The sequence below is a fragment of the Agarivorans albus genome (assembly GCF_019670105.1).
Taxonomy (GTDB): domain Bacteria; phylum Pseudomonadota; class Gammaproteobacteria; order Enterobacterales; family Celerinatantimonadaceae; genus Agarivorans; species Agarivorans albus.
Genome location: NZ_AP023032.1, coordinates 1,889,672 through 1,909,589 on the forward strand (window position 1 = coordinate 1,889,672; position 19,918 = coordinate 1,909,589).

General features: G+C 43.4%; 16 protein-coding genes. 9 read left to right on the forward strand and 7 right to left on the reverse strand.

Annotation, left to right across the window (positions count from 1 at the left end; translation table 11 throughout):
• Positions 1-81: 81 nt before the first annotated feature.
• Together K5620_RS08705 and K5620_RS08710 are read left to right on the forward strand one after the other, a co-directional pair.
• Complete coding sequence (locus tag K5620_RS08705) at positions 82-801, forward strand: acyltransferase (protein ID WP_016400536.1); 720 nt, start codon at positions 82-84, stop codon at positions 799-801.
• 1 nt (position 802) lies between these two features.
• Positions 803-1,981, forward strand: a complete 1,179-nt coding sequence (locus tag K5620_RS08710) for a glycosyltransferase (protein WP_016400535.1) — start codon at positions 803-805, stop codon at positions 1,979-1,981.
• Between the two features lie 16 nt (positions 1,982-1,997).
• Here the strand turns inward: K5620_RS08710 and K5620_RS08715 are convergent, their stop codons facing one another.
• The gene (locus K5620_RS08715) at positions 1,998-2,603 is read right to left on the reverse strand and encodes a hypothetical protein (protein ID WP_016400534.1); all 606 of its coding nucleotides are present in this window, start codon (positions 2,601-2,603) and stop codon (positions 1,998-2,000) included.
• Positions 2,604-2,762: 159 nt separating this feature from the next.
• Here K5620_RS08715 and K5620_RS08720 point away from each other — a divergent pair, with 159 nt between their 5' ends.
• Both K5620_RS08720 and fusA read left to right on the forward strand, forming a co-directional pair.
• Positions 2,763-3,104: a YajD family HNH nuclease gene (locus K5620_RS08720; protein WP_016400533.1), complete on the forward strand. Its 342-nt coding sequence runs from the start codon at positions 2,763-2,765 to the stop codon at positions 3,102-3,104.
• A 312-nt stretch (positions 3,105-3,416) separates the two neighbouring features.
• The gene (fusA, locus tag K5620_RS08725; protein WP_016400532.1) at positions 3,417-5,501 is read left to right on the forward strand and encodes an elongation factor G; all 2,085 of its coding nucleotides are present in this window, start codon (positions 3,417-3,419) and stop codon (positions 5,499-5,501) included.
• Between the two features lie 104 nt (positions 5,502-5,605).
• Here fusA and K5620_RS08730 read toward each other — a convergent pair whose 3' ends face one another.
• Positions 5,606-6,031, reverse strand: coding sequence for an RNA-binding S4 domain-containing protein (locus K5620_RS08730; RefSeq protein WP_016400531.1), 426 nt, complete (start codon positions 6,029-6,031; stop codon positions 5,606-5,608).
• Positions 6,032-6,181: 150 nt separating this feature from the next.
• Between K5620_RS08730 and K5620_RS08735 the strand changes: the two genes are divergently transcribed.
• On the forward strand, positions 6,182-7,102 hold the full coding sequence (locus tag K5620_RS08735) for an alpha/beta fold hydrolase (RefSeq protein ID WP_016400530.1): 921 nt from the start codon (positions 6,182-6,184) through the stop codon (positions 7,100-7,102).
• 5 nt (positions 7,103-7,107) lie between these two features.
• Here K5620_RS08735 and K5620_RS08740 read toward each other — a convergent pair whose 3' ends face one another.
• From K5620_RS08740 to K5620_RS08750, 3 genes are all read right to left on the reverse strand, one after another.
• Positions 7,108-8,013 (reverse strand): heparin lyase I family protein, encoded by a 906-nt coding sequence (locus K5620_RS08740; RefSeq protein ID WP_051147568.1) that lies wholly within the window; start codon positions 8,011-8,013, stop codon positions 7,108-7,110.
• Positions 8,014-8,022: 9 nt separating this feature from the next.
• Complete coding sequence (locus tag K5620_RS08745; RefSeq protein ID WP_016400528.1) at positions 8,023-10,047, reverse strand: methyl-accepting chemotaxis protein; 2,025 nt, start codon at positions 10,045-10,047, stop codon at positions 8,023-8,025.
• 231 nt (positions 10,048-10,278) lie between these two features.
• Complete coding sequence (locus K5620_RS08750; protein ID WP_016400527.1) at positions 10,279-11,052, reverse strand: family 16 glycosylhydrolase; 774 nt, start codon at positions 11,050-11,052, stop codon at positions 10,279-10,281.
• Positions 11,053-11,875: 823 nt separating this feature from the next.
• Between K5620_RS08750 and K5620_RS08755 the strand changes: the two genes are divergently transcribed.
• From K5620_RS08755 to K5620_RS08770, 4 genes are all read left to right on the forward strand, one after another.
• Complete coding sequence (locus K5620_RS08755) at positions 11,876-12,805, forward strand: sensor domain-containing diguanylate cyclase (RefSeq protein ID WP_016400526.1); 930 nt, start codon at positions 11,876-11,878, stop codon at positions 12,803-12,805.
• A gap of 204 nt (positions 12,806-13,009) precedes the next feature.
• Positions 13,010-15,061: a TonB-dependent receptor plug domain-containing protein gene (locus K5620_RS08760; protein WP_016400525.1), complete on the forward strand. Its 2,052-nt coding sequence runs from the start codon at positions 13,010-13,012 to the stop codon at positions 15,059-15,061.
• Positions 15,062-15,064: 3 nt separating this feature from the next.
• A complete protein-coding gene (locus K5620_RS08765; RefSeq protein WP_016400524.1) occupies positions 15,065-15,601 on the forward strand; it encodes a YfiR family protein in 537 nt (178 codons plus the stop codon).
• 2 nt (positions 15,602-15,603) lie between these two features.
• Positions 15,604-17,649, forward strand: coding sequence for a putative bifunctional diguanylate cyclase/phosphodiesterase (locus K5620_RS08770; protein ID WP_016400523.1), 2,046 nt, complete (start codon positions 15,604-15,606; stop codon positions 17,647-17,649).
• A 38-nt stretch (positions 17,650-17,687) separates the two neighbouring features.
• On the opposite strand, the gene K5620_RS08775 is transcribed toward K5620_RS08770, so the two are convergent.
• Together K5620_RS08775 and K5620_RS08780 are read right to left on the reverse strand one after the other, a co-directional pair.
• Positions 17,688-18,989, reverse strand: coding sequence for an inosine/guanosine kinase (locus K5620_RS08775; RefSeq protein WP_016400522.1), 1,302 nt, complete (start codon positions 18,987-18,989; stop codon positions 17,688-17,690).
• Between the two features lie 153 nt (positions 18,990-19,142).
• Positions 19,143-19,820 (reverse strand): tRNA (adenine(22)-N(1))-methyltransferase, encoded by a 678-nt coding sequence (locus tag K5620_RS08780; RefSeq protein ID WP_016400521.1) that lies wholly within the window; start codon positions 19,818-19,820, stop codon positions 19,143-19,145.
• Positions 19,821-19,918 lie beyond the last annotated feature (98 nt).

Here is a 19,918-nt window from a genome sequence, read left to right on the forward strand (position 1 = left end):
ATATGTTGATTTTAGTTTGTTGGCATAAATGCTGCTACCTACAGTTTAAGACAACACATCTACCTGTTATAGGGGAATTATATGAGCAGCATGTTTTTTCATCATACTAAGCATTGGCTAAAAAGTAGTGACTCTGCCGTAGCAAAAAATCTATTTAGGTTTTTGAAGGCGCTAAGATTATGTCAGCTACCTAAAGTGCCATTGTTGTTCTCGGTGCTTTACCGCCTTCATACCAGTTTATCTAATGCTTTAAGCAGTGTGCTGCGCATATTGTGGTGGACGCCTTTGTTTAGAAGTAAAACCAGCGGCCCTTCTCAGGCCTTGTATCTATACGGAGGAATGCCACTTATTAGTGAAGGCCTAAACATTGAATTAGGCAATCGCTGCCGAATTTCTGGGGCAACCACCTTTAGTGGACGAAGCAGTGCAGCTGAGCCCGCGTTATTAAAGATTGGCGATAACGTGGATGTAGGCTGGCAAACCACCATCGCCGTTGGCAGACAAGTTATCTTGGGAAACAACGTACGTTTAGCTGGGCGCTGTTTTATTGCTGGCTACCCAGGTCATCCTTTAAACGCAGAGCAACGAGCTGCTGGCTTGCCCGAGCTAGATGAGCAGGTTGGCGACGTTATTCTTGAAGATGACGTGTGGTTAGCTACCGGTGTATCAATTATGGCCGGAGTAACTATTGGAAAAGGTACAGTGGTTGCTGCAGGTAGCATTGTGACGAAAAGTTTGCCGGCAGGTGTTTTGGCCGCAGGTGTACCCGCCAAAGTCATTAAATCGATTGAGGAGAAATAACATGAAACACGATCTCATAGTATTTGGTGAAGATTGGCAACGCCACCCAAGTAGCAGCCAACACGTGATAACCGAACTGGCTAAAAACCACCGTATTCTTTGGATTAACTCCATTGGTTTACGTAGGCCACGTTTGAGCCTGCGAGATGCTAGAAGAGTAATAGAAAAAATGAAGTCGATGTTTGGTGCGACCAAAGCTAACGCAAATGCTCACGAGTCTACAAAAAAAGCATCAGCTAAAAAGCCGGCCAATATTCATGTATTGTCACCCATAGCCTTGCCTGCGCCACGCACTCGTTTTTTTCGCTGGCTTAACCGCTGCTTGTTAAAAGCTCAGGTAAATAAACAAGTTAAGCGCCTTAAGTTAGTAAACCCTGATCTTTGGATTGCCTTGCCTACAGCAGTAGATATGTTAGGCCACCTAAACGAGCGGCAGGTCATTTATTACTGTGGCGATGATTTTAATGCACTAGCTGGCGTAGACCACCAACATGTTACTGAGTGTGAAAAGCTGTTAGTTGAGAAGGCTGACCACGTTCTAGTGGCTAGCGATATGCTGTTACGTAAGTTCTCTAAGCAACCGCATCTAGCTTTGAAAACCCGTATTTTACCGCACGGGGTAGACTATAACTTGTTTGTTCGCCCTTCGAGCCCAGCGCCATCTATTTTACAAGGCGGTCCGGTTGCTGGCTTTTATGGCTCTATAGCGGCTTGGTTAGATATCCCATTAATCGTTAAAGTCGCTAAGGCCTTACCCGAATGGCGTTTTGTATTTATTGGCCAAGTGCAAACCGATATTTCTGCTTTTAAACAAGTAGACAATATAGAAGTGTACCCGGCAGTAGCCCATAGTGAGCTACCCCGTTATGTACAGCATTGGCAGGTATCTTGGCTACCCTTTAAAAGTTGTAAGCAAATAGCTTCTTGTGACCCACTTAAGTTACGTGAGTATTTGGCCGCGGGGCGCCCCATTGTAAGCACGCCTTTCCCCGCGCTTAAACCTTACGCAGGCATGGTGACGCAAGTTGAAGAGCCGTTTCAAATGGTTCAAGCGCTGCAAGACAGCTTAAATACTCCTTCGGCATTGCAGCATCGTAGAACCTCTTTTCAACGAATGAGTGTGCGTTCAGAAAGTTGGGGCGAGCGAGCTAAGCAGGTGCATCAATTGTTGTCTTGTTAATTTAAAAAGTGTTGCCTTAGGCAACACTTTGTTGGTCTTGTTTATGAGAGTTTGCTGCGGGGAGTGGCTCTGATGAAGTGGCTGTCGCATGTTTTACCGCTACTTTTGAATTGGAACGCGCAACAAACTCGCCGCCACAACCGGGATGAGTTAACCCAGTGGCAACTTCATTACGTTTATTGTGCTGCCAAAATTGCTCAACAATGTTTAATGAAGAATCTATAACCTCTACATCTAAAGAGTCGCAGCAAACACACCTCGCTTTATTTGCCCGTTGTCTGGCAACATCAAGTTCTGCACCTAGGGTTAGTAAGTTTTCCACAGAGCGACGGCGCACTCTGCGAAGCTTGCGATTAAGTAGCCGTTGCCAGTAGTTAGTTTTTAGGGTTTTCTCTAAGGCTGATACCTGCCTAACCAGTTCGCCCATTTCTTTGATTATGAGGTTTATATCTCTAAATTCTTCCGCAGTTACTAGCGCTTCACATTGTTTGCACCAACCCAAGGTTCTACGCAGTGGCAGTTCTAATCCGTTATACAAAAATACTCGCCAGCCGTTTACTTTGTCGGTGGTGGTGCTGCATTCACAACGATTACAGTGTACTTGAGTTAACGATTTATCCATGGCTGATCCCTTAGCGCAATTAAGCTTAGTGTGGTTTATTTTTGATAAATATGAAAGCGCTTACCCAAGTTTCTGTTGCTGAACAAAACAAGCCCGCTTAGTTGCGTGTTTTAGCTGTGCTGATGTTATAGTGTTTGGCAAAAATAGCTGGAGCAGAGAATGGCTAATATTCCAAATAATTACGCAAGCCTTGAACAAGGTTACCGCGAGAAAGCGTTGAAATTATTCCCTTGGGTTTGTGGGCGATGTGCACGTGAATTTCCTTACTCTAATTTAAGCGAATTAACCGTGCACCATATCGACCACGACCATACCAATAACCCAAACGATGGGTCTAACTGGGAGCTGTTATGTTTGTACTGTCATGACCATGAGCATTCTAAATATACCGAAGCTGCTCAATACGGCTCAACAGTAGAAGCCGGTAGCGATTTAAAGCAAGAAGTGGCAACCTCAAACCCGTTTGCTGATCTTAAAGCAATGATGAATAAAAAGAAGTAATGCTAGCCTAAGCGACCGCTAACAAAGGTGGTGGTAATAAGGGCAATAATCCGGTTGCGCTAACGATTAAGCCAACTATGCTGATTATTGGGTAGGGGAGTTATACTTTTTTTGTTGAGTGAGCAGAAAACACTAATTTAAGTGAAAACCCGTGGTTAACAGGCTTGCGGCTAGTTGTTGACACTAATTAAAGACACTTTTTTAAAGAAATTTCGCAATAAATCGCTCAAATACAGTTCACCCTCTCGCCTTGTGCGACAGTAGTGGTATACTCCCCGCGAATTTGAAAAACAATTGAATTAGAGTTGAACAATGGCTGATTTATCAAAATATAGAAATATTGGTATTTTTGCTCACGTTGATGCAGGTAAAACTACCACAACTGAGCGTATCCTAAAACTTACTGGTCAGATCCACAAAACTGGTGAAGTACATGACGGTGAGTCTACTACTGACTTCATGGAACAGGAAGCTGAGCGTGGTATTACTATTCAGTCTGCAGCAGTAAGCTGTTTCTGGAACGACCACCGCTTCAACGTTATTGATACTCCTGGACACGTTGACTTCACTGTTGAAGTATACCGTTCACTTAAAGTACTTGATGGCGGTATCGGTGTATTCTGTGGTTCTGGTGGTGTTGAACCTCAGTCAGAAACTAACTGGCGTTACGCTAACGAATCAGAAGTTGCTCGTATCATCTTCGTAAACAAGTTAGACCGTATGGGTGCAGACTTCTACCGCGTAGTTAAGCAAACTCAAGACGTACTAGCTGCTAACCCACTAGTTATGGTTCTACCTATCGGTATCGAAGACGACTTCGTTGGTGTTGTTGACCTTCTATCTGAAAAAGCTTACATCTGGGATGACACAGGTCTTCCTGAGAACTACGAAGTTACCGATATCCCAGAAGATATGGTAGAGAAGGCAGCTGAATACCGCGAAATGTTGGTTGAAACTGCAGTTGAGCAAGACGAAGACTTAATGATGGCTTACATGGAAGGTGAAGAACCTACTATTGAGCAACTTAAAGCGTGTATCCGTAAAGGTACTCGTGATATGTCTTTCTTCCCAACTTACTGTGGTTCTGCATTTAAAAACAAAGGTATTCAATTAGTACTTGATGCTGTTGTTGATTACTTGCCAAACCCAACTGAAGTTGATCCTCAACCTCTTATGGATGACGAAGGCGAAGAAACTGGCAACCACGCTATTGTTTCTGCAGACGAACCACTACGCGCGTTAGCATTCAAAATTATGGATGACCGCTTTGGTGCGCTTACTTTCGTACGTATCTACTCGGGTGTGTTGAACAAAGGTGACACCATCCTTAACGCGTTTACTGGTAAAACAGAGCGTGTTGGCCGTATGGTAGAAATGCAAGCTGACGACCGTAATGAATTAACTAGCGCTCAAGCTGGTGACATTATTGCTATCGTAGGTATGAAGAACGTTCAAACTGGTCACACTTTATGTGATCCTAAGAGCCCTTGTACCCTAGAGCCTATGGTATTCCCAACGCCAGTAATCTCGATTGCTGTTGCACCTAAAGATAAAGGTTCAACTGAGAAAATGGGTATTGCTATCGGTAAAATGGTTGCAGAAGATCCTTCTTTCCAAGTTGAAACTGACGAAGATTCAGGCGAAACCATCCTTAAAGGTATGGGCGAACTTCACCTAGACATTAAAGTTGATATCTTGAAGCGTACTTACGGTGTAGACCTAGTTGTTGGTCAACCTCAGGTTGCTTACCGTGAAACTATTACTCAAGCGATTGAAGATAGCTACACGCACAAGAAACAGTCTGGTGGTTCTGGTCAATTCGGTAAGATTGATTACCGCATCAAGCCTGGTGAGCCTAACTCTGGTTTCACGTTCTCTTCAACTGTTGTTGGTGGTAACGTACCTAAAGAATTCTGGCCTGCAGTTCAAAAAGGCTTCGAAGTGATGATGGAAACTGGTCCACTAGCTGGCTTCCCATTACTAGATATGGAAGTAGAATTGTACGATGGTGCTTTCCACGCAGTGGATTCATCAGCAATTGCTTTTGAAATTGCAGCTAAAGGCGCTTACCGTCAATCTGTACCAAAAGCTGGCCCACAACTTCTTGAGCCAATCATGAAAGTTGACGTATTCTCTCCAGAAGATCACGTTGGTGATGTTATTGGTGACTTGAACCGTCGTCGTGGCATGATTAAAGACCAAGAAGCCGGCGTAACTGGCGTACGTATTAAAGCTGATGTACCACTAGCAGAAATGTTTGGTTACATTGGTTCTCTACGTACTATGACTTCTGGTCGTGGTCAGTTCTCTATGGAATTCTCGCACTACGCTGCTACTCCACAAAACGTGGCTGAAGCGGTAATCGCAGAAGAAAAAGAACGTCAAGCTAAGAAGTAAGCTTACTACTTAGTAAAAAAGCCGCTCATTGAGCGGCTTTTTTTATGTTTGTGTTTATTAAAAATCAGCCTTTGGCTGCCTTTTTATTTCTAGGCACTTAGCTACTAGAACTTGATTGAGTGGCGACCTGTTTTGGCATTTCGCTGAGCTTGCTTTTCGTTAGGCTGCTTGGCAGCTGTTGGTTTTTGACTAGGCTTGCTTGCTTTATTTCCCTTGTTTTTCTGCTTGTTTGAACCTTTCTTCTCTACGCTTTTAGGCTCTGGCTCAGTAATAGGCTGATCACAAACAACATATAAAAACTGACCGTTAAACTCGATGATGTCATCCGCATACACCTTCTTGCGTTTACGCTGCTCGAGTTCACCGTTAAGCCCAACATAACCTTCTGCTATAGCCATTTTGGCTTCGCCACCGCCATTCACCAAATTGCCTATCTTTAAAACTTTGTAAAGCTCGATAGGCTGTTCATCCACATATACTTCGGTGGCTTCTACTTCAATTTCTTCTGGTGAATCTTCTGGGTTATTCATTATTAATGCCATGGGGAGGAAGAGCCCAGATTATGGCGATGTGCTGGGAATGGGTCAAGTTTGAGCTAGTGTAATCGAATGTGAAATTTACTTGGTGGTTTCACTTTCTAGTGTTTTAGTGACTGTTTATTGCTTTGGTGTTGCCTGATTATGGATTTTAGCTTCTTAATGAAGAGAGTGGTGTTGTGTTTGGGTCTTTCGGCTGGGCTCTGCACATTGCTAGCCTGTAGCCCAATGCCTAGTGCGATAAAGCAACAACAGCAGTTTATTCAAAGTGATTTGTTAACTAATCCCGATATCGAACACTATCAACTTACTGCGGATAATTTTACTTTGAACGTACATGCGAATGGGCGTGCAGATCAAGCAGTGATGGTGTGGATCCACGGTACGCCTGGGTCTTGGCAAGACAGTGCTTACTTGATTACAGAGCCTTCATTAACCAGTGAAATACGTGTGGTTAGTTTTGATAGACCGGGCTGGGGATTGTCGCAATATCAAGACCAAGCTAAACCTGTTGCTAACATGCAGGCTCAAGCGAAGCTGATTTCACCTCTCATTCAACACTTAAAGCAAAAGTACCCTGAGCTGCCATTAATTCTTGTAGGCCATTCTTGGGGCGCGTCCTTAGCGCCTATTATTGCCGAGCATAACCCCCAGCAAGTTGATGGTTTGTTATTGTTGGCTGGTGGAATGAGTAAACAGCTTACTCAAGCGCGTTGGTATAACAAGTTTGCTAGTAGTAGTGTAGGGCACTATTTATTGTCTTTATCTGATATGGGGAAACAACTTAACCAAGCTAATTTGGATATGTTTGCCCTGCAAGATGGCTTAGCTGATTCGCCCGAGCGTTTAGCTTCGCTTAAAATACCTGTGGTGTTGGTACAAGGTGGTAAAGACCATTTGGTTGATCCCAAAAATGCTGATTTTGCTGAGCGATACTTACCAACTCAACACTCTAAAGTTGTTCGCCTAGCGGAACAGGGGCACTTTATGCAAGTTGAGCAAGTTGCATTAATTAGCCGCTGTACTTATGCCTTGGTAAATAACAAGCTGAATGACTGTGGTTAAGCCCGCTAGTTTGTAGCAAATTGCTTGATGCTAAAGTTAGCAAAGTCTACATGTACACTTGGTTTAAGTTTGTTTGCTTCAACAAGTGAGCGATAAATTCCCCATTTAGGGCGAACAAAATGCTGTTCGCTCACACCTCGCCACATGTCTAGCTGGCCTTCGCGAACGTTAAATATTTCTGCTCCATCACTTAAACGAACCAGTTTTAAGCTGAACCAACCGAGTTCGCTGTATTTGGCTTGAACCTTGGCTTCTAGCCACTCTCCTTGAATCAAGTCCCAATTTTCTCTTGCTAGAATACGAGTTTGGCGTAATGGACTATGTCTTACTTCTATACCTGCTTTACCATTGCGAGTATTTCCGGTTAACGTAATAATTGGCATTGAATCTTCACCGCCAACGGCTTTTAGTTGAAACAAATGGGTGAACTTGTTGGTCACCCGCATGTCATTGCTAACGCGAAACTTCCAACTGTATGAGAAGTGACTGCCTTGGTAGCCTTTTAGCGCATGTGCTGAGCCGCCATAGACTTTAATTTCATTGCGTTGCCTATCGATATACTTTCCTTTATTGCCATCTAAATCTCGGTGCAAAATAAAGCGAAAATAGGGGCCGTATAGCTTGTCTGTGTACTCTTGTATATGGAGCTCCCCTTGGTGGTCGTTTTTAAAGCGATCTGGTGATTCTATGGCGTTCTTGCCAAACTGCTGACGAATTAGCTGGTAAGCGGGTTGTCCGTAGTCTGGGCCATCAGCATCCAAGTTAGCGCTTGCTAAAACTTGCTTGTTTTCTGGATTTAGCGCTTGGCTCTGCAATTCATTGTTAAGTTTGTTGGAGCTACAGGCAGTTAGGACAACCAACATCGCCGCAGATAGCCCGTTTTTTGTCAGCGTATTTATTACTAGTTTCATCACAATAAGCTATTGGGTCGCAATTTGATTGTTTGCAGGCAAGTATTCTTTGAGCTTGAAAATAGCCAGTTGCCCGAGTTGTTGCTCAGATTTGGCTTTTAATGATTCGCTCGCTTGTTCATTGTGCTCTGCATCTTTGTGGGCAGAGTGGCCTAGCTCCACAATCTTTTGTACGTTGTTGGCTACTTGTGAAGCCACTGCCATCTTCTCTTCAGCTGTTGTTGCAATTTGCTGGCTGTAGGCGCGAATTTGTTCCAGCATAACCGCTATATTCTCCAGCTGTTGGTCACTTTGTTCTGCTTGGCTTAAGCACTCTAGCACCATGGTTTCGCCCTGTTTCATTAAGTCTACGGCTTCGTTTGCACCTTTTTGCAGACCTGCGATAACGTTGAAGATCTCTGTGGTCGAATTTTGAGTTCGGCTTGCAAGGTTACGCACTTCATCGGCAACAACAGCAAAACCTCGGCCTTGTTCACCGGCTCTTGCGGCTTCAATGGCGGCATTTAGCGCAAGTAGGTTCGTTTGCTCTGCAATACCTTGAATCACATCGAGTATTGAGCCTATATCATCAGAGCTCTGCTTAAGCGTATCTACTTTCTCTGCTGCATTAAGAATGGTTGTTTTTAGCTGTGTAGTTGTTTTACGGGTGGTGTGGGCGGCCTGTCGGCCTTGCTCAGTAAGCGCCGACACATCTCCAATATCATCGCGTGAGGTATTGGCTTGTTGGGATACGTCTTGTACTCCTTGTTCCATGGCTTTTACCGCACTGGCTACTATGTCGGTTTGTGCGCGTTGTTCGGAGATAATTGAGCGAGAGTGTTGGCTTGCATTTAAGCCAGATTCGGCGCTGTTCTCTAGTTGTTTTGCACTGTCTACCATTGAACCGATAACTTGGTTAAATTGCTCGGTAAGTGAGTTTAACTGGCGCGCTATTTGGCCAAATTCATCTTGGCGTTCGACGGTTATTTGCTTGCTAAAGTCGCCTTCAACTAACTGTTTCATTTGCTGTAAAGTACGCTTCAATGGCCCTTTAATACTTGATGTGACACTCCATGCAACCAGTACCGATATGCTTAATGAGGCAAGCACTACGGCAATCATGGTGCTAATGGCACTTTGCGATTTTTCACTGGCTTGGTTTTTCGCTTCGGCAATGATTAACGATACCGCGCTACTGGCGAGAGTAAGTTGATTTAAAGCTTCCGCAGTTTGGGTGTTAATTTGCTTAAAGTTGTCTTGTTGCTGCTGGGTTAAACGTACGAGGCGGTCTATTTCACTGAACAAGCCTTTAGAGTTTAACGATTGATTAAGTAATACAAAATAGTTAACCACGTTCTCAATATCATCTTCAATATAGAACTCTAACTCGTCACGTTTTTCTATCATACTGGCATAGAGTTTCTTTAATTGCTGCATTTGTTGGCTGGTTTGCTCAGGCGTTTTTGCATAAAACGCTTCATCAAGCTGGCGCTCTAACACTACACCATCAGCTTGTAGATCAACGGCAATCCAGTGCGCATCGCCGTCTACCGATTCCGCTATCTGTTCTAAATCGTCATTGTATCCACTCCATTGTTGTTTAAAATCACGGCGTAGATTTTCAACCGATTTGTTAGCTACTAGCCATTGTTGGTGGCTTACAAACTGCCTGTTGGCTGCGCTAAATGTTGCTTCTGCATTTGCCTCTATTGGGTCAAGCAAATTATGTAGATCGGGATATTTTTCAGTAAGTAACAATAGCTGTTGGTAGTTATCTTGGTAACTATTCATATAGCTAGACGCTTGGTTCTCTAATCGGCTTAGTTGTTCTTGGGACTCAGTATTACTGTGTAAGCCAATTACCCATGCAGTGTTTAGCAGCAGGCCCGATAGGCGATTAGTTAGCTCTGCAGTAGGGGTGAGGCGGTCAACAGTTTCATTAAGTTGTGCTTCTAGGTTGCGTATGTTGATTTGGCCAATCAGCGCTACTGCAATGAGTAAAACAAATAGAATTGCAAAACCGCTTAGTGTTCTCATCACTACTGAAATTTGCATGTGCCATCCTTAGCGTTTAGTCGATTTTAGTCTGTTTATTGCGCAATGTATTTTTGTTGTTATGGTATTACAATAATTTTGTACTATGGATGTGATTCGACTAACACTTATGTTAAGAAAGGCAAAAAATTAAGAGAACCAACGCAGAGACTTTAGGACTTGTGTGCTGAGTAAATAGATGAACTTGGGCCAAAATCGGCAAGCTTAAATAAAGCCTGCCGATAGCTGAGTTTATTTGGGTGTGTATTCTAGGTAATCGTAGTAGGCCCAGTTGTTTTGATAGAAGTACTCTTGCGGAAAGTACATTGCATCTGCAGAGTTATCGCCGTGCCAGTGGTTGATCATTATGCGGGTTGGATCCACAGGCCATGCGTATTGTGGAACTTCATTTGCGGCAATATAGCCATCCCCATTGTCCTTGTACAGACTACGAATGATGCGAGTATTTCCTGAAGAATCTATCAAGTACCAATCGATTTTCCAGCTAGACCAATCGAAGCCGATATGGATTAGGTCTTGATGTATGTTTAGACCATATTGGCCTAAATCAATATCCAGTTCCCAGCTTTGGTATTGGCCACCTTGGGGTTGGTAGATAAGGTTAGTATGTACAACGTTTCCAAGGCTAGGTAAAAACTCGATGTCTATTTCTTGCCAAGCTCGACCAGGCACATCGTGCCATGAAGTGTAGGTAAATATAGAGGATACAGTGCCTTTGGCATTTCCTGTTTTGAGGCTAGATTGAACCTTGCCATAACTTAGTAAGGATTTGGTTCTAAGCTCGGCACATTGATTTGGCGCTACGTTTAGGGTGATACCATGGGAGCTTGGTGAGATTTTAGACGGAGTAAATTTACAACCAAAAGGGCTGCCATTACTGCCATCACGGGCTTGCCAAATACCAGAGTTGTATCCCCAGCTAAAATCATCTTTAAAATAATTAGCGTGGGATGGCGTTATTGTTGCTGCGGCAATTGCTACTGCAACTATAGAACTAACTTTCATTTTTATCATATTCCTTATGTGGAGTTTATTGTTTTTATTAACAATTTTGCTTCTGTCTAAGTGGCGTCAAAATGTATAAGCATCTCGATTTAACAGCACTTGGGACTTGGGTTCGCAATACCTAAACTGAGTTGGAAAACTCAAGTTGATTGATGAAGCATTTATCTGGGTATGGCTTGTAAATGGTGGGCGGATAAGCCTTATTGCCGTTAACACTAGAGCGCTAAACTGATGAAGTGTTAGCGTGTTAAAAAGCCAAATAGCTAACTTAGTGGGCAAACAGGTGATAATAGAAACTACCCACTTAATAGGGTTAAATTCTGTAAATAAGCTCATTAGCTGTCCTTGGCTATTCATAAATCCTTAACAATTGATTAATACTTTTATCTTGAACGCTTGGTAATACAATTGTTGTTTTATTAGGCTGTGACAGTTTTAACGATTAAGTCCGCTTGTCTGAAATACCATCAAAAAATTTAGTTTTTACTGAGCATTAAAGATGCAGCGATGCAGACAAAGGCGTGAAGAGTTGGCTTAAACAGCAGTTTGGTAGCAAAACCTGAGTAGAACTAATTAGTGAGTTAGTTGGGGTTATTAGCCAATGTGTGGATTAATGTTCTTAGGCCTTATGATTTATTAGATTTACTTGCTATTTATTTCGCAAATTGATGTGAATCAATTTCATCATCAAGTGGTCAGAGTAGTCTAAAGCTTCAGCTATAACTCAAATTTCGTTTAGCTTTATAATTCTAATAATAGTGATTTGTAGTTTGTGTAACTAAACCTTGTCGTTTCTGTTTTGCAGTTAGTTAAGGCTTATTATATGCATTTATCGACTCCACAGCTGTTGGAGATTGTTGCAGCATTTCCCGATTCCACATTGGTATTTACCGAAGATGGTTATTGTATTGCTCATTTGGGTGATCAAGAGGCTCATGAGTTCTCAAGCAGCCGGTTATTAACCGGTCGCTTTGTATCTGATGTATTTAGCGAAGAAAAAGCTAAATGGTTCTTACAACAAATACGCAATAGTATTTTTGAGCAGCGCTTGCGTGTTTCGGAGTACGCCATTTCACCGGACGATATTCGTTTACCTAACTGTGAAAGCGCCAAATTAGAAAGAGAGCATTGGTTTGAAGCTCGCATTCTGCCCTTAAACTCTTTTATAGATGGTCAGCGAGCAGTGGTTTGGGCGGCGCGCAATATTAATGAGCGCTACAAGCTAGAGCAACAACTGCGTAGACTTAGTGAAACCGATGAGTTAACCGGTGCGTTTAACCGCCGTCGTTTCTTTGAAAGTTTAGCGAATCATTACCAAACCTTTCACCGTCACTTTCTTGATTGCAGCTTAATCATGTTAGACATTGATAACTTTAAGAGAATCAACGATCAATATGGTCACCCTTGTGGTGACAGAGTGCTTAAGCAAGTGTATCAGCAGATTTGTACCCAACTCCGTGAGGTGGATATTTGCGCGCGAATGGGCGGTGAAGAGTTTGCCATTTTACTTCCCAATACTAAAACATCAGAAGCTCTACGCAGCGCCGAGCGGATAAGAATAGCAATTGAAGAATACACCTTCACCACACTAAATCATCAGGTTGATGTTACGGTTAGTTTAGGGGTGAGTAGCATAGAAGTGACCGACAGCAATTGCGATAGTGTATTGCAGCGCGCCGACGATGCTTTATATCACGCCAAGAAAACTGGACGAAATCAAGCTGTTCAGTTCCTAGAAGAATTTAGTATTTAAACTATAAATCAGATATTTAGTTAATCCTAAGACGAATACCTAAGATCAGTTTGTAGTTTACCTCGCCTGTTTTCTATGAGATAAATGTCACTAATTTTTGCTGAAGAATTGCTCAGAGTTTTATTCTGTTCTCACGCCCAATTTCGTGTCGAGCTTTTTGTTTCAGTTATCAAGGATAGATTAAAAGCCCAAGGAGTGGTGTAGTTGAAGTATTCAGCTGGTGTTTTGTGGTCGCTATGTATGGCTAATTACAGCTTTGCAGCAGCTGAACCCTTGCCTAATTTGGATTTAGAATCGTTAATGGCTACAGATGTGCAAGCAACATCTGCGATGAAACGTGCTCAATCAGCGTTTACCACCGCGGCATCATTATATGTACTAAGCAAGGAAGACATTCGCGCATCGGGTGCGGTATCGGTGGCAGAAACATTAAAGTTGGTACCGGGTTTAGAAGTGCGGCAGCTAGACAGTAATCAGTGGGCTATTACTGCGCGTGGTGTTGCTGGCCGTTATACCAGTAAATTATTGGTAATGGTGGATGGGCAAAGCGTTTATAACCCATCTTTTGCTGGGGTTTATTGGGAAACCTTAGATGTACCTCTCTATGACATTGAGCGTATTGAAGTTATTCGAGGTCAAGGTGGCTTGTTGTGGGGCAGCAATGCTACCAATGGGGTGATTAATATTATCACCAAAAATAGTTTAGACACGCGCGAAACCTTGGTGCAAGTAAGCAGTGGTGACCAACTAAATTATGATGTAGGGCTGCGCCACGGTGGAAATATTGGCTCCACCGGTAGCTACCGCATCTATGGTAGCGTGCGAGACTCTGACGCGGCCAAAACGGGTAAGTCGCTACCCGCTAATGATGAAGCCAAACAACAAAGCATTGGTGCACGTTTTGATTTTGCGCCTAATGATGATTTGTCTATTCTTACCCAGCTCAGTTATACCCATACAGATATGGGGCAAAATCTTAAAGCTCTATCTTTAGCCACAAACCAAAACACCCTATATGCCGAGCGCTTTGAGCGTGATGACGGGCGTATTATGGCGCGGGCAGAGCACCGACTATCTGGCTCTTCTAACCAAATGTTGCAAGCTTCGTGGGCTGTTCAAAATGGTAAACAGCTATATTTAGAAGAACGATTTCAAACATTGGATATTGATTATCAAATGAATAGCTTGTGGGGGGCTACCCAACTTGATTGGGGTTTAAACTACCGTAATAGCTATTTACCTTTTGAAGAAAACTACATTATTAGTAGTGACGAAGATATCGACCGTTTAGAGCAATATGGCGCTTTTTTACAGCTGCAATTTACGCTTATTCCTGAGCAGTTAAATTTAAGTTTTGGTAACAAGTCTGAACACAACAGTTTTACCGGTTGGGAGCATCAGCCGGTCGCACGTATAACTTGGCAGCCCAATAACGAGCATGTACTTTGGAGTGCCATATCGCAAGGCGTGCGGATCCCATCGTTGGCAGAGTTTGATTACGATTCTGCTATTAATGGCACGCGTGTTGGCGAGTATTTTCAAACCGGTATCGACGCCATTGATAGTTACCACGTGCGCACGGTATTAAACGGCAATCAACAAGTTGAGCCAGAAAAGTCCCTTTCTTACGAACTGGGTTACCGTTTTAGCAAACAAGATTGGTCATTCGACCTAGCCTTATTTCATACGCAATCCAAAGATGTTTTTGCCGTGCAGCCTAATCCAGACAGTGCCAACTTGGATCAAATTGCAGCTTTGTTAGCACAGGGTAAAATCATCGAGGCGCAGCAAGCTTTACAAAGCACAGTGCTTGAATTTGACGTTGCATCTAATGCTGATTTAAACGTTAAAGGTGGTGAAGCGCTAGTTGCTTGGCGACCAAGTGCGAGTTTTCGCGCCGAACTAGGATACAGCCAAATGGCTTATCGCTATCGCTTACAAGAAAATACTCAGCCTGCTATAGGATATGACTCTGACAGCAAACAGATTTTTGCCAAGACTGGCTGGCAACCTTTTAAGAAGCATTCCTTTTTTGCATTGTTCCGCTCCATTAACAGCGATGCTTATTCAGTAGATGATTATGATGCGCTAGATCTAAGTTGGGCTTGGCAGCTAATGCCTCATAGTTCGCTGTCATTAACAGGCAAAAATTTATTAGCTGGTAGTCACCTAGAATACAACAACACCTCTGAAACCTTTACCGTTCCAAACTATATCGAGCAAAGTGTCGTGCTACGATTTATGGCGGAGTTTTAGCCAGTGTTGGCAATAGGGCGCTTTGTTAAGCTAGTCATTACCTTGGCTATATTGGGCCTTGCTAGTGAAGTAAGTGCTGCTGATAAAGAAGCAGCCTTAAAGGCTGGATTTATGTTTAATTTTGCGCGTTATAGTGAATGGCAAGGTTTAGCTAAACCATTGGGTTATTTTAAGCTGTGTAGCCCAGACATTGAGTTTGTCGATACCGCTAGTTGGGTGCTCCATAAGCAGCGCATTCATGAATTAGAAATACGGGTGAGCCTAGTTGAGTTGGATTCGTTATCGATAAATCAATGTAACTTACTGTTTGTCCCCGCTGCCTATAGAAAAACCTGGCTAACTGTAGACAGAGCTTTATTGCCTCACACCATGTTGGTTGGGGAAACTCCTGATTTTATTCATCAAGGAGGGCACATTCGCTTCTTCTTATTAGCTGGAAAAATCCGTTTCGAAGTCGCCCCCGAAGAACTTAAAAAGGCCGATATAACCATGAGCTCAAAGGTATTGAGATTGAGTCGCGTTGTTAAGGAGGAGCAGTAGAGATGTCTTTTCTTAGCATAAATACCATGAGTAAAAAGCTGCTAGTCATTTTGATGAGTATGGCGATTTTTTCTGCCGCCATGGTAACGGTGGTGTTAAGTGCTTACGAGTTTGTGAGTGCCAAGCGAGAGCAGACCCAAAGCTTACAAAACATAGCCGATACCTTGTCGCCTAACATCACAGCCGCTTTGTTGTTTGATGACAGAGATGCCATGCAGGAGATGATTTCATCATTGTTATTACGTGAAGGCGTAATCAGAGCAGCCATTACCGATACCGAGCAGCAAAATTTAGCGGTGGTAGAAAGTGATAACTACCAAGAAGAGTTAGCAGAAGAAGCCGACGAACTGATAGAGGTAAGCAGTTTACTTATTCTTGATGAGCAAGTTTATGGTGCGCTTACGGTATTGGCTAATGACAGTTACATAGACCAACGAATTGGATTTTATGGTCAGTTTTTGGCCGTGCTGTTGGTGATTACGTTTGGCTTAAGTTTGTCTTTTTCACTGTTTCTAAAACGTGGTTTTTTGCGTCCCTTATTACACTTGTCGGATGTTGCCGAGCGCGTAACGGCATCCAATGATTATAGTTTGCGCGCTCAGCAATCTAGCGACGATGAAGTAGCCAACCTTACCGAGTGCTTTAACGGCATGTTAGAGACGATTGAACTGCGTGAGCGTATGTTGGAGAAGCAAGTAAGGCTGCGAACCCAAGAGCTTGAGGGAGCAAATCAGCAGCTATTGCAATATGCCTACACCGACGGTCTTACCGGTTTGCCTAACCGCCACTTTTTCTACGAAAAACTCCATACATTAGTTAAAGAGAAAATTGAATTTGCGCTGATCTTTATTGATTTAGACGGCTTTAAAGAGATTAACGATACCTTGGGTCATGATTATGGTGACGTATTGTTAAGTCAAGCTGGGCAGCGGATCCTACGCTGTGTGCGCGAGCAAGATACCGTGGCTCGCCTTGGTGGTGATGAGTTTACCATTGTGATTGAAGGGGTAAACGAACAAGCGCGAGTTGCCAATATTGCAGAAACCGTATTACAAGGTTTGGCGAAACGTTTCACAATTAAACAAGAAGCCGCTCATGTTAGTGGCAGTATAGGTATCGCTTTTTCCCCACTAGACGGTGATAGCGTGGAAGCCGTGGTAAAACATGCTGACCAAGCGATGTATGTATCTAAAAGCCGGGGTCGAAACTGCTATCAGTTCTTTTCCTCAGACATGCAGGTGGAAGCTCAGCAGAAACGGCGTTTGTTAGAAGAGCTGCGTACCGCTTTAGAAGAAGAACAGTTCGAACTCTATTATCAGCCCATAACTTCACTCAAGTTCGAGACAGAAGAAGGCGGGGTGAAAAAGGCAGAAGCACTATTGCGCTGGAACCATCCACAGCGCGGGGTGGTGGGGCCAGAAGAATTTATTCATGTTGCGGAAGAAGCAGGGCTAATTCGCGAGCTTAGCCAATGGGTAATGCAGCAAACTGTTGCCACCGTGTCACAATGGTATAAGCAGGGGCTGGATGATATTCAAATTAGCGTAAATACCTCGCCTTCGCAGTTTAATGATGGTGGTAAGTGGATAGATGATTGGATCCATGCCATTGCGCTACACGAATTACCGGCTCACAGCATTATGATTGAGATTACCGAAAATGTTTTGATGACCACTGATGACTCCATTAAAGATCAGCTCTCTCGTCTGCAACAACGCGGGTTTGATGTGGCAATTGATGACTTTGGCGTTGGTTATTCTTCTTTGTCTTATTTACAGCAATTAGATATCGATTTGTTAAAAATAGATCGCTCGTTTATTCAACACTTAACCACTGACAACGACAGCGTAGCGTTAGTTAAAGCCATTGTGACTATGGCTCATCATTTGGGGCTAAAAGTAGTTGCAGAAGGGGTGGAAACTGAACAACAGCGTCAGCATGTGTTAAACGTAGCCTGTGATTATTTGCAGGGATATATCTTTGCGAAGCCGGTACCTAAAGATGAGTTTTATCATCGCTATTTGTTAGGTAATGCGGAAATAACGTAAACGTCGAGGCCTATTAGTAGGCCTCGTTCAGTTTAGATTTAGCGCTCCCAATAAGCTTCTTCTAAGCTTTCTTCACGCTCTGGTAGCCCACGTGAAAGGCGAGGGCTATGCTGGGCCAATACTTCGTAACTCACGCGGTTGGCGTATTTACAAATTTGCGCAAACGAAGAGTAACTAAGTGCTTCAAAGCGGTGTTTACTCGATTGCTCAACATTACTCCGGTGAAATACATTGGCAGCCATATCATGGAGAAGAGCAGATAAAGCCCCATCTCCAGCGCCGTTGGTATTGGTGATTTTTTCTGGTCCGCCCATAAATGGCGCAATATGCGAGTAAACTTTCAGCGCTTGCTCACAATCGGTTTTTAACATTGGGCGTGAAAACTCATATTGGTTGAATTCTGGGATGGCTCCTGGCAGCAGAGTATGACTGGTGGTTCGTTTGAAGGCTTCATCGGTGTAACCGGCCATAAATAAGCCTCGTGAGCCAGCCGTACACAAAATAAGATCACACCACTCTAGAGCCTTTTCACAGGCGAGTAATACGTCACTCTCACCGGTTAAGGCTTCTGCTTCTTCTTCGTTCATTGCCAATACCGTGACATGTTCGCTAATAAACTGTTGCCACCATTTAGGATCATCTTCGATTAAAAAGCGGGTGCCCAACGTAAGCACTACGGGTACGTTTGCTTGGTGGGCATACTCTATGGCTTGCATAGCAGCTTGAGTAATGGGGTCGTCTCCAGCCCGCATAAGGTAAGCCGTGAGCGTGAGGGCCGCGCCTGTTTTTACTAATTTTTCGTCAATAAACTCTGGAGTAAGTTTATCCATGTGGCCTTTTGAGATAGCAAAGGTGCGTTCACCACAATCGCTAATTAAGGTAAAGCATCGCCCTACTGGACCGTTTACCGCTTGCAGGTAATTGAGATCTACGCGCGAAGAGGTATTGCATAAATAACGATAGGCGTAATCACCAATGGTGATGTTTTGACTCATTACTCCAAACATCACCGAGCGACCATCGGCTAGGGTAGAGTAGTTGTGCAAGGTATTGCCGATAGTGCCACCGGCAAACTCGGCAGTAATAAGCTGTTTATCTTGTAGCTCTTGATATAGCGTTTGAGCCGCTAAGTCATCAATGAGCAAGGAATTGCCTTTAACAAGTTGGTGGCGGTCTATAAATGCCTGGTCAACGTGCGCTTCGATATCCACCAAGGTTTGATCAATGCCAGTTATATGAGTGTGTTTGGGGCTAATCACTGGATTGAGCTCGTTGGTTAAGGGGTCTCGAGATTCAACAGGAAAATAGTGCTTGGATTTACGTTGGCCAGGAAATTTCATGCAATGATCGCTTGTTCTATTTAAGGCTTACTGTAGCAGTGAACGGGTAGCACTGCACAAAAGCGAGCGATTCTAGCATAGGCGACTCAAAATGTTGCTTTGTAGATCAATATTAGATTTAAATATTTTATCTTTATTAAATGGCGTGTTGATTTAGCTGTTATCTAGCAAGCTATGGTCTTGCAATGATTCATAGGCTCGCAGAGCTGGATGAACCGTCTTTCCGCCCATACGGCGATAATGTGCAATGGTTTTGTTCAAGTAGGCTCTATGTTCGGGTTTAGACAAGTCCCACATTGTGTCACCTACATGGTGGATTGATGAGTTGGCGGTGGTAGAAAGATGCAGTATTTCGTAATGGCGGCGGTTCTCTTCTATTAGCTGTTCATTAATTAAACCAAAGCCATTGCTCTGCAAAAACTGTCGAAGTTCATATTGATAATGTACTGGGCAAATAATCAATTCAAACTCCACTGCATGGTTGTGTTCTAGTATCCCCTTTAGCAATTGAATGCATAGTTCGCCACCAACTCCCGCGATTATAACTAATTGATTACCATTTTTACCGAGTTTTAGTTGTGCTACGTCTTGGCAATGTACTTGCCACGGGCTGGTTAAGCTAGATGATGAATAGGCAAGGTGCTGCTGCAGTTGTTGCTCTAGTTGCTGGCATATTTGTGGCACGCAATCAACAAAGTGCACACAGCTGGCACTGTTGCGTTTTACCAGCTCTGCGCCTAATAAACCGTGGTCGCAACAGCAATCCCATATATCTTGGTAGTGCTTTATCACGCGTTGGTTAATTGCTGTCAAACGTTTACTCGTTTTCACCCATCCCTCCTCAGTAAGGCTATGAATACTAGTTAATTGTTAATAAGTGGCAAGAATTTTTTCCAGGAACTTTAGGGCTTAATAGGGGGAATTAGCTC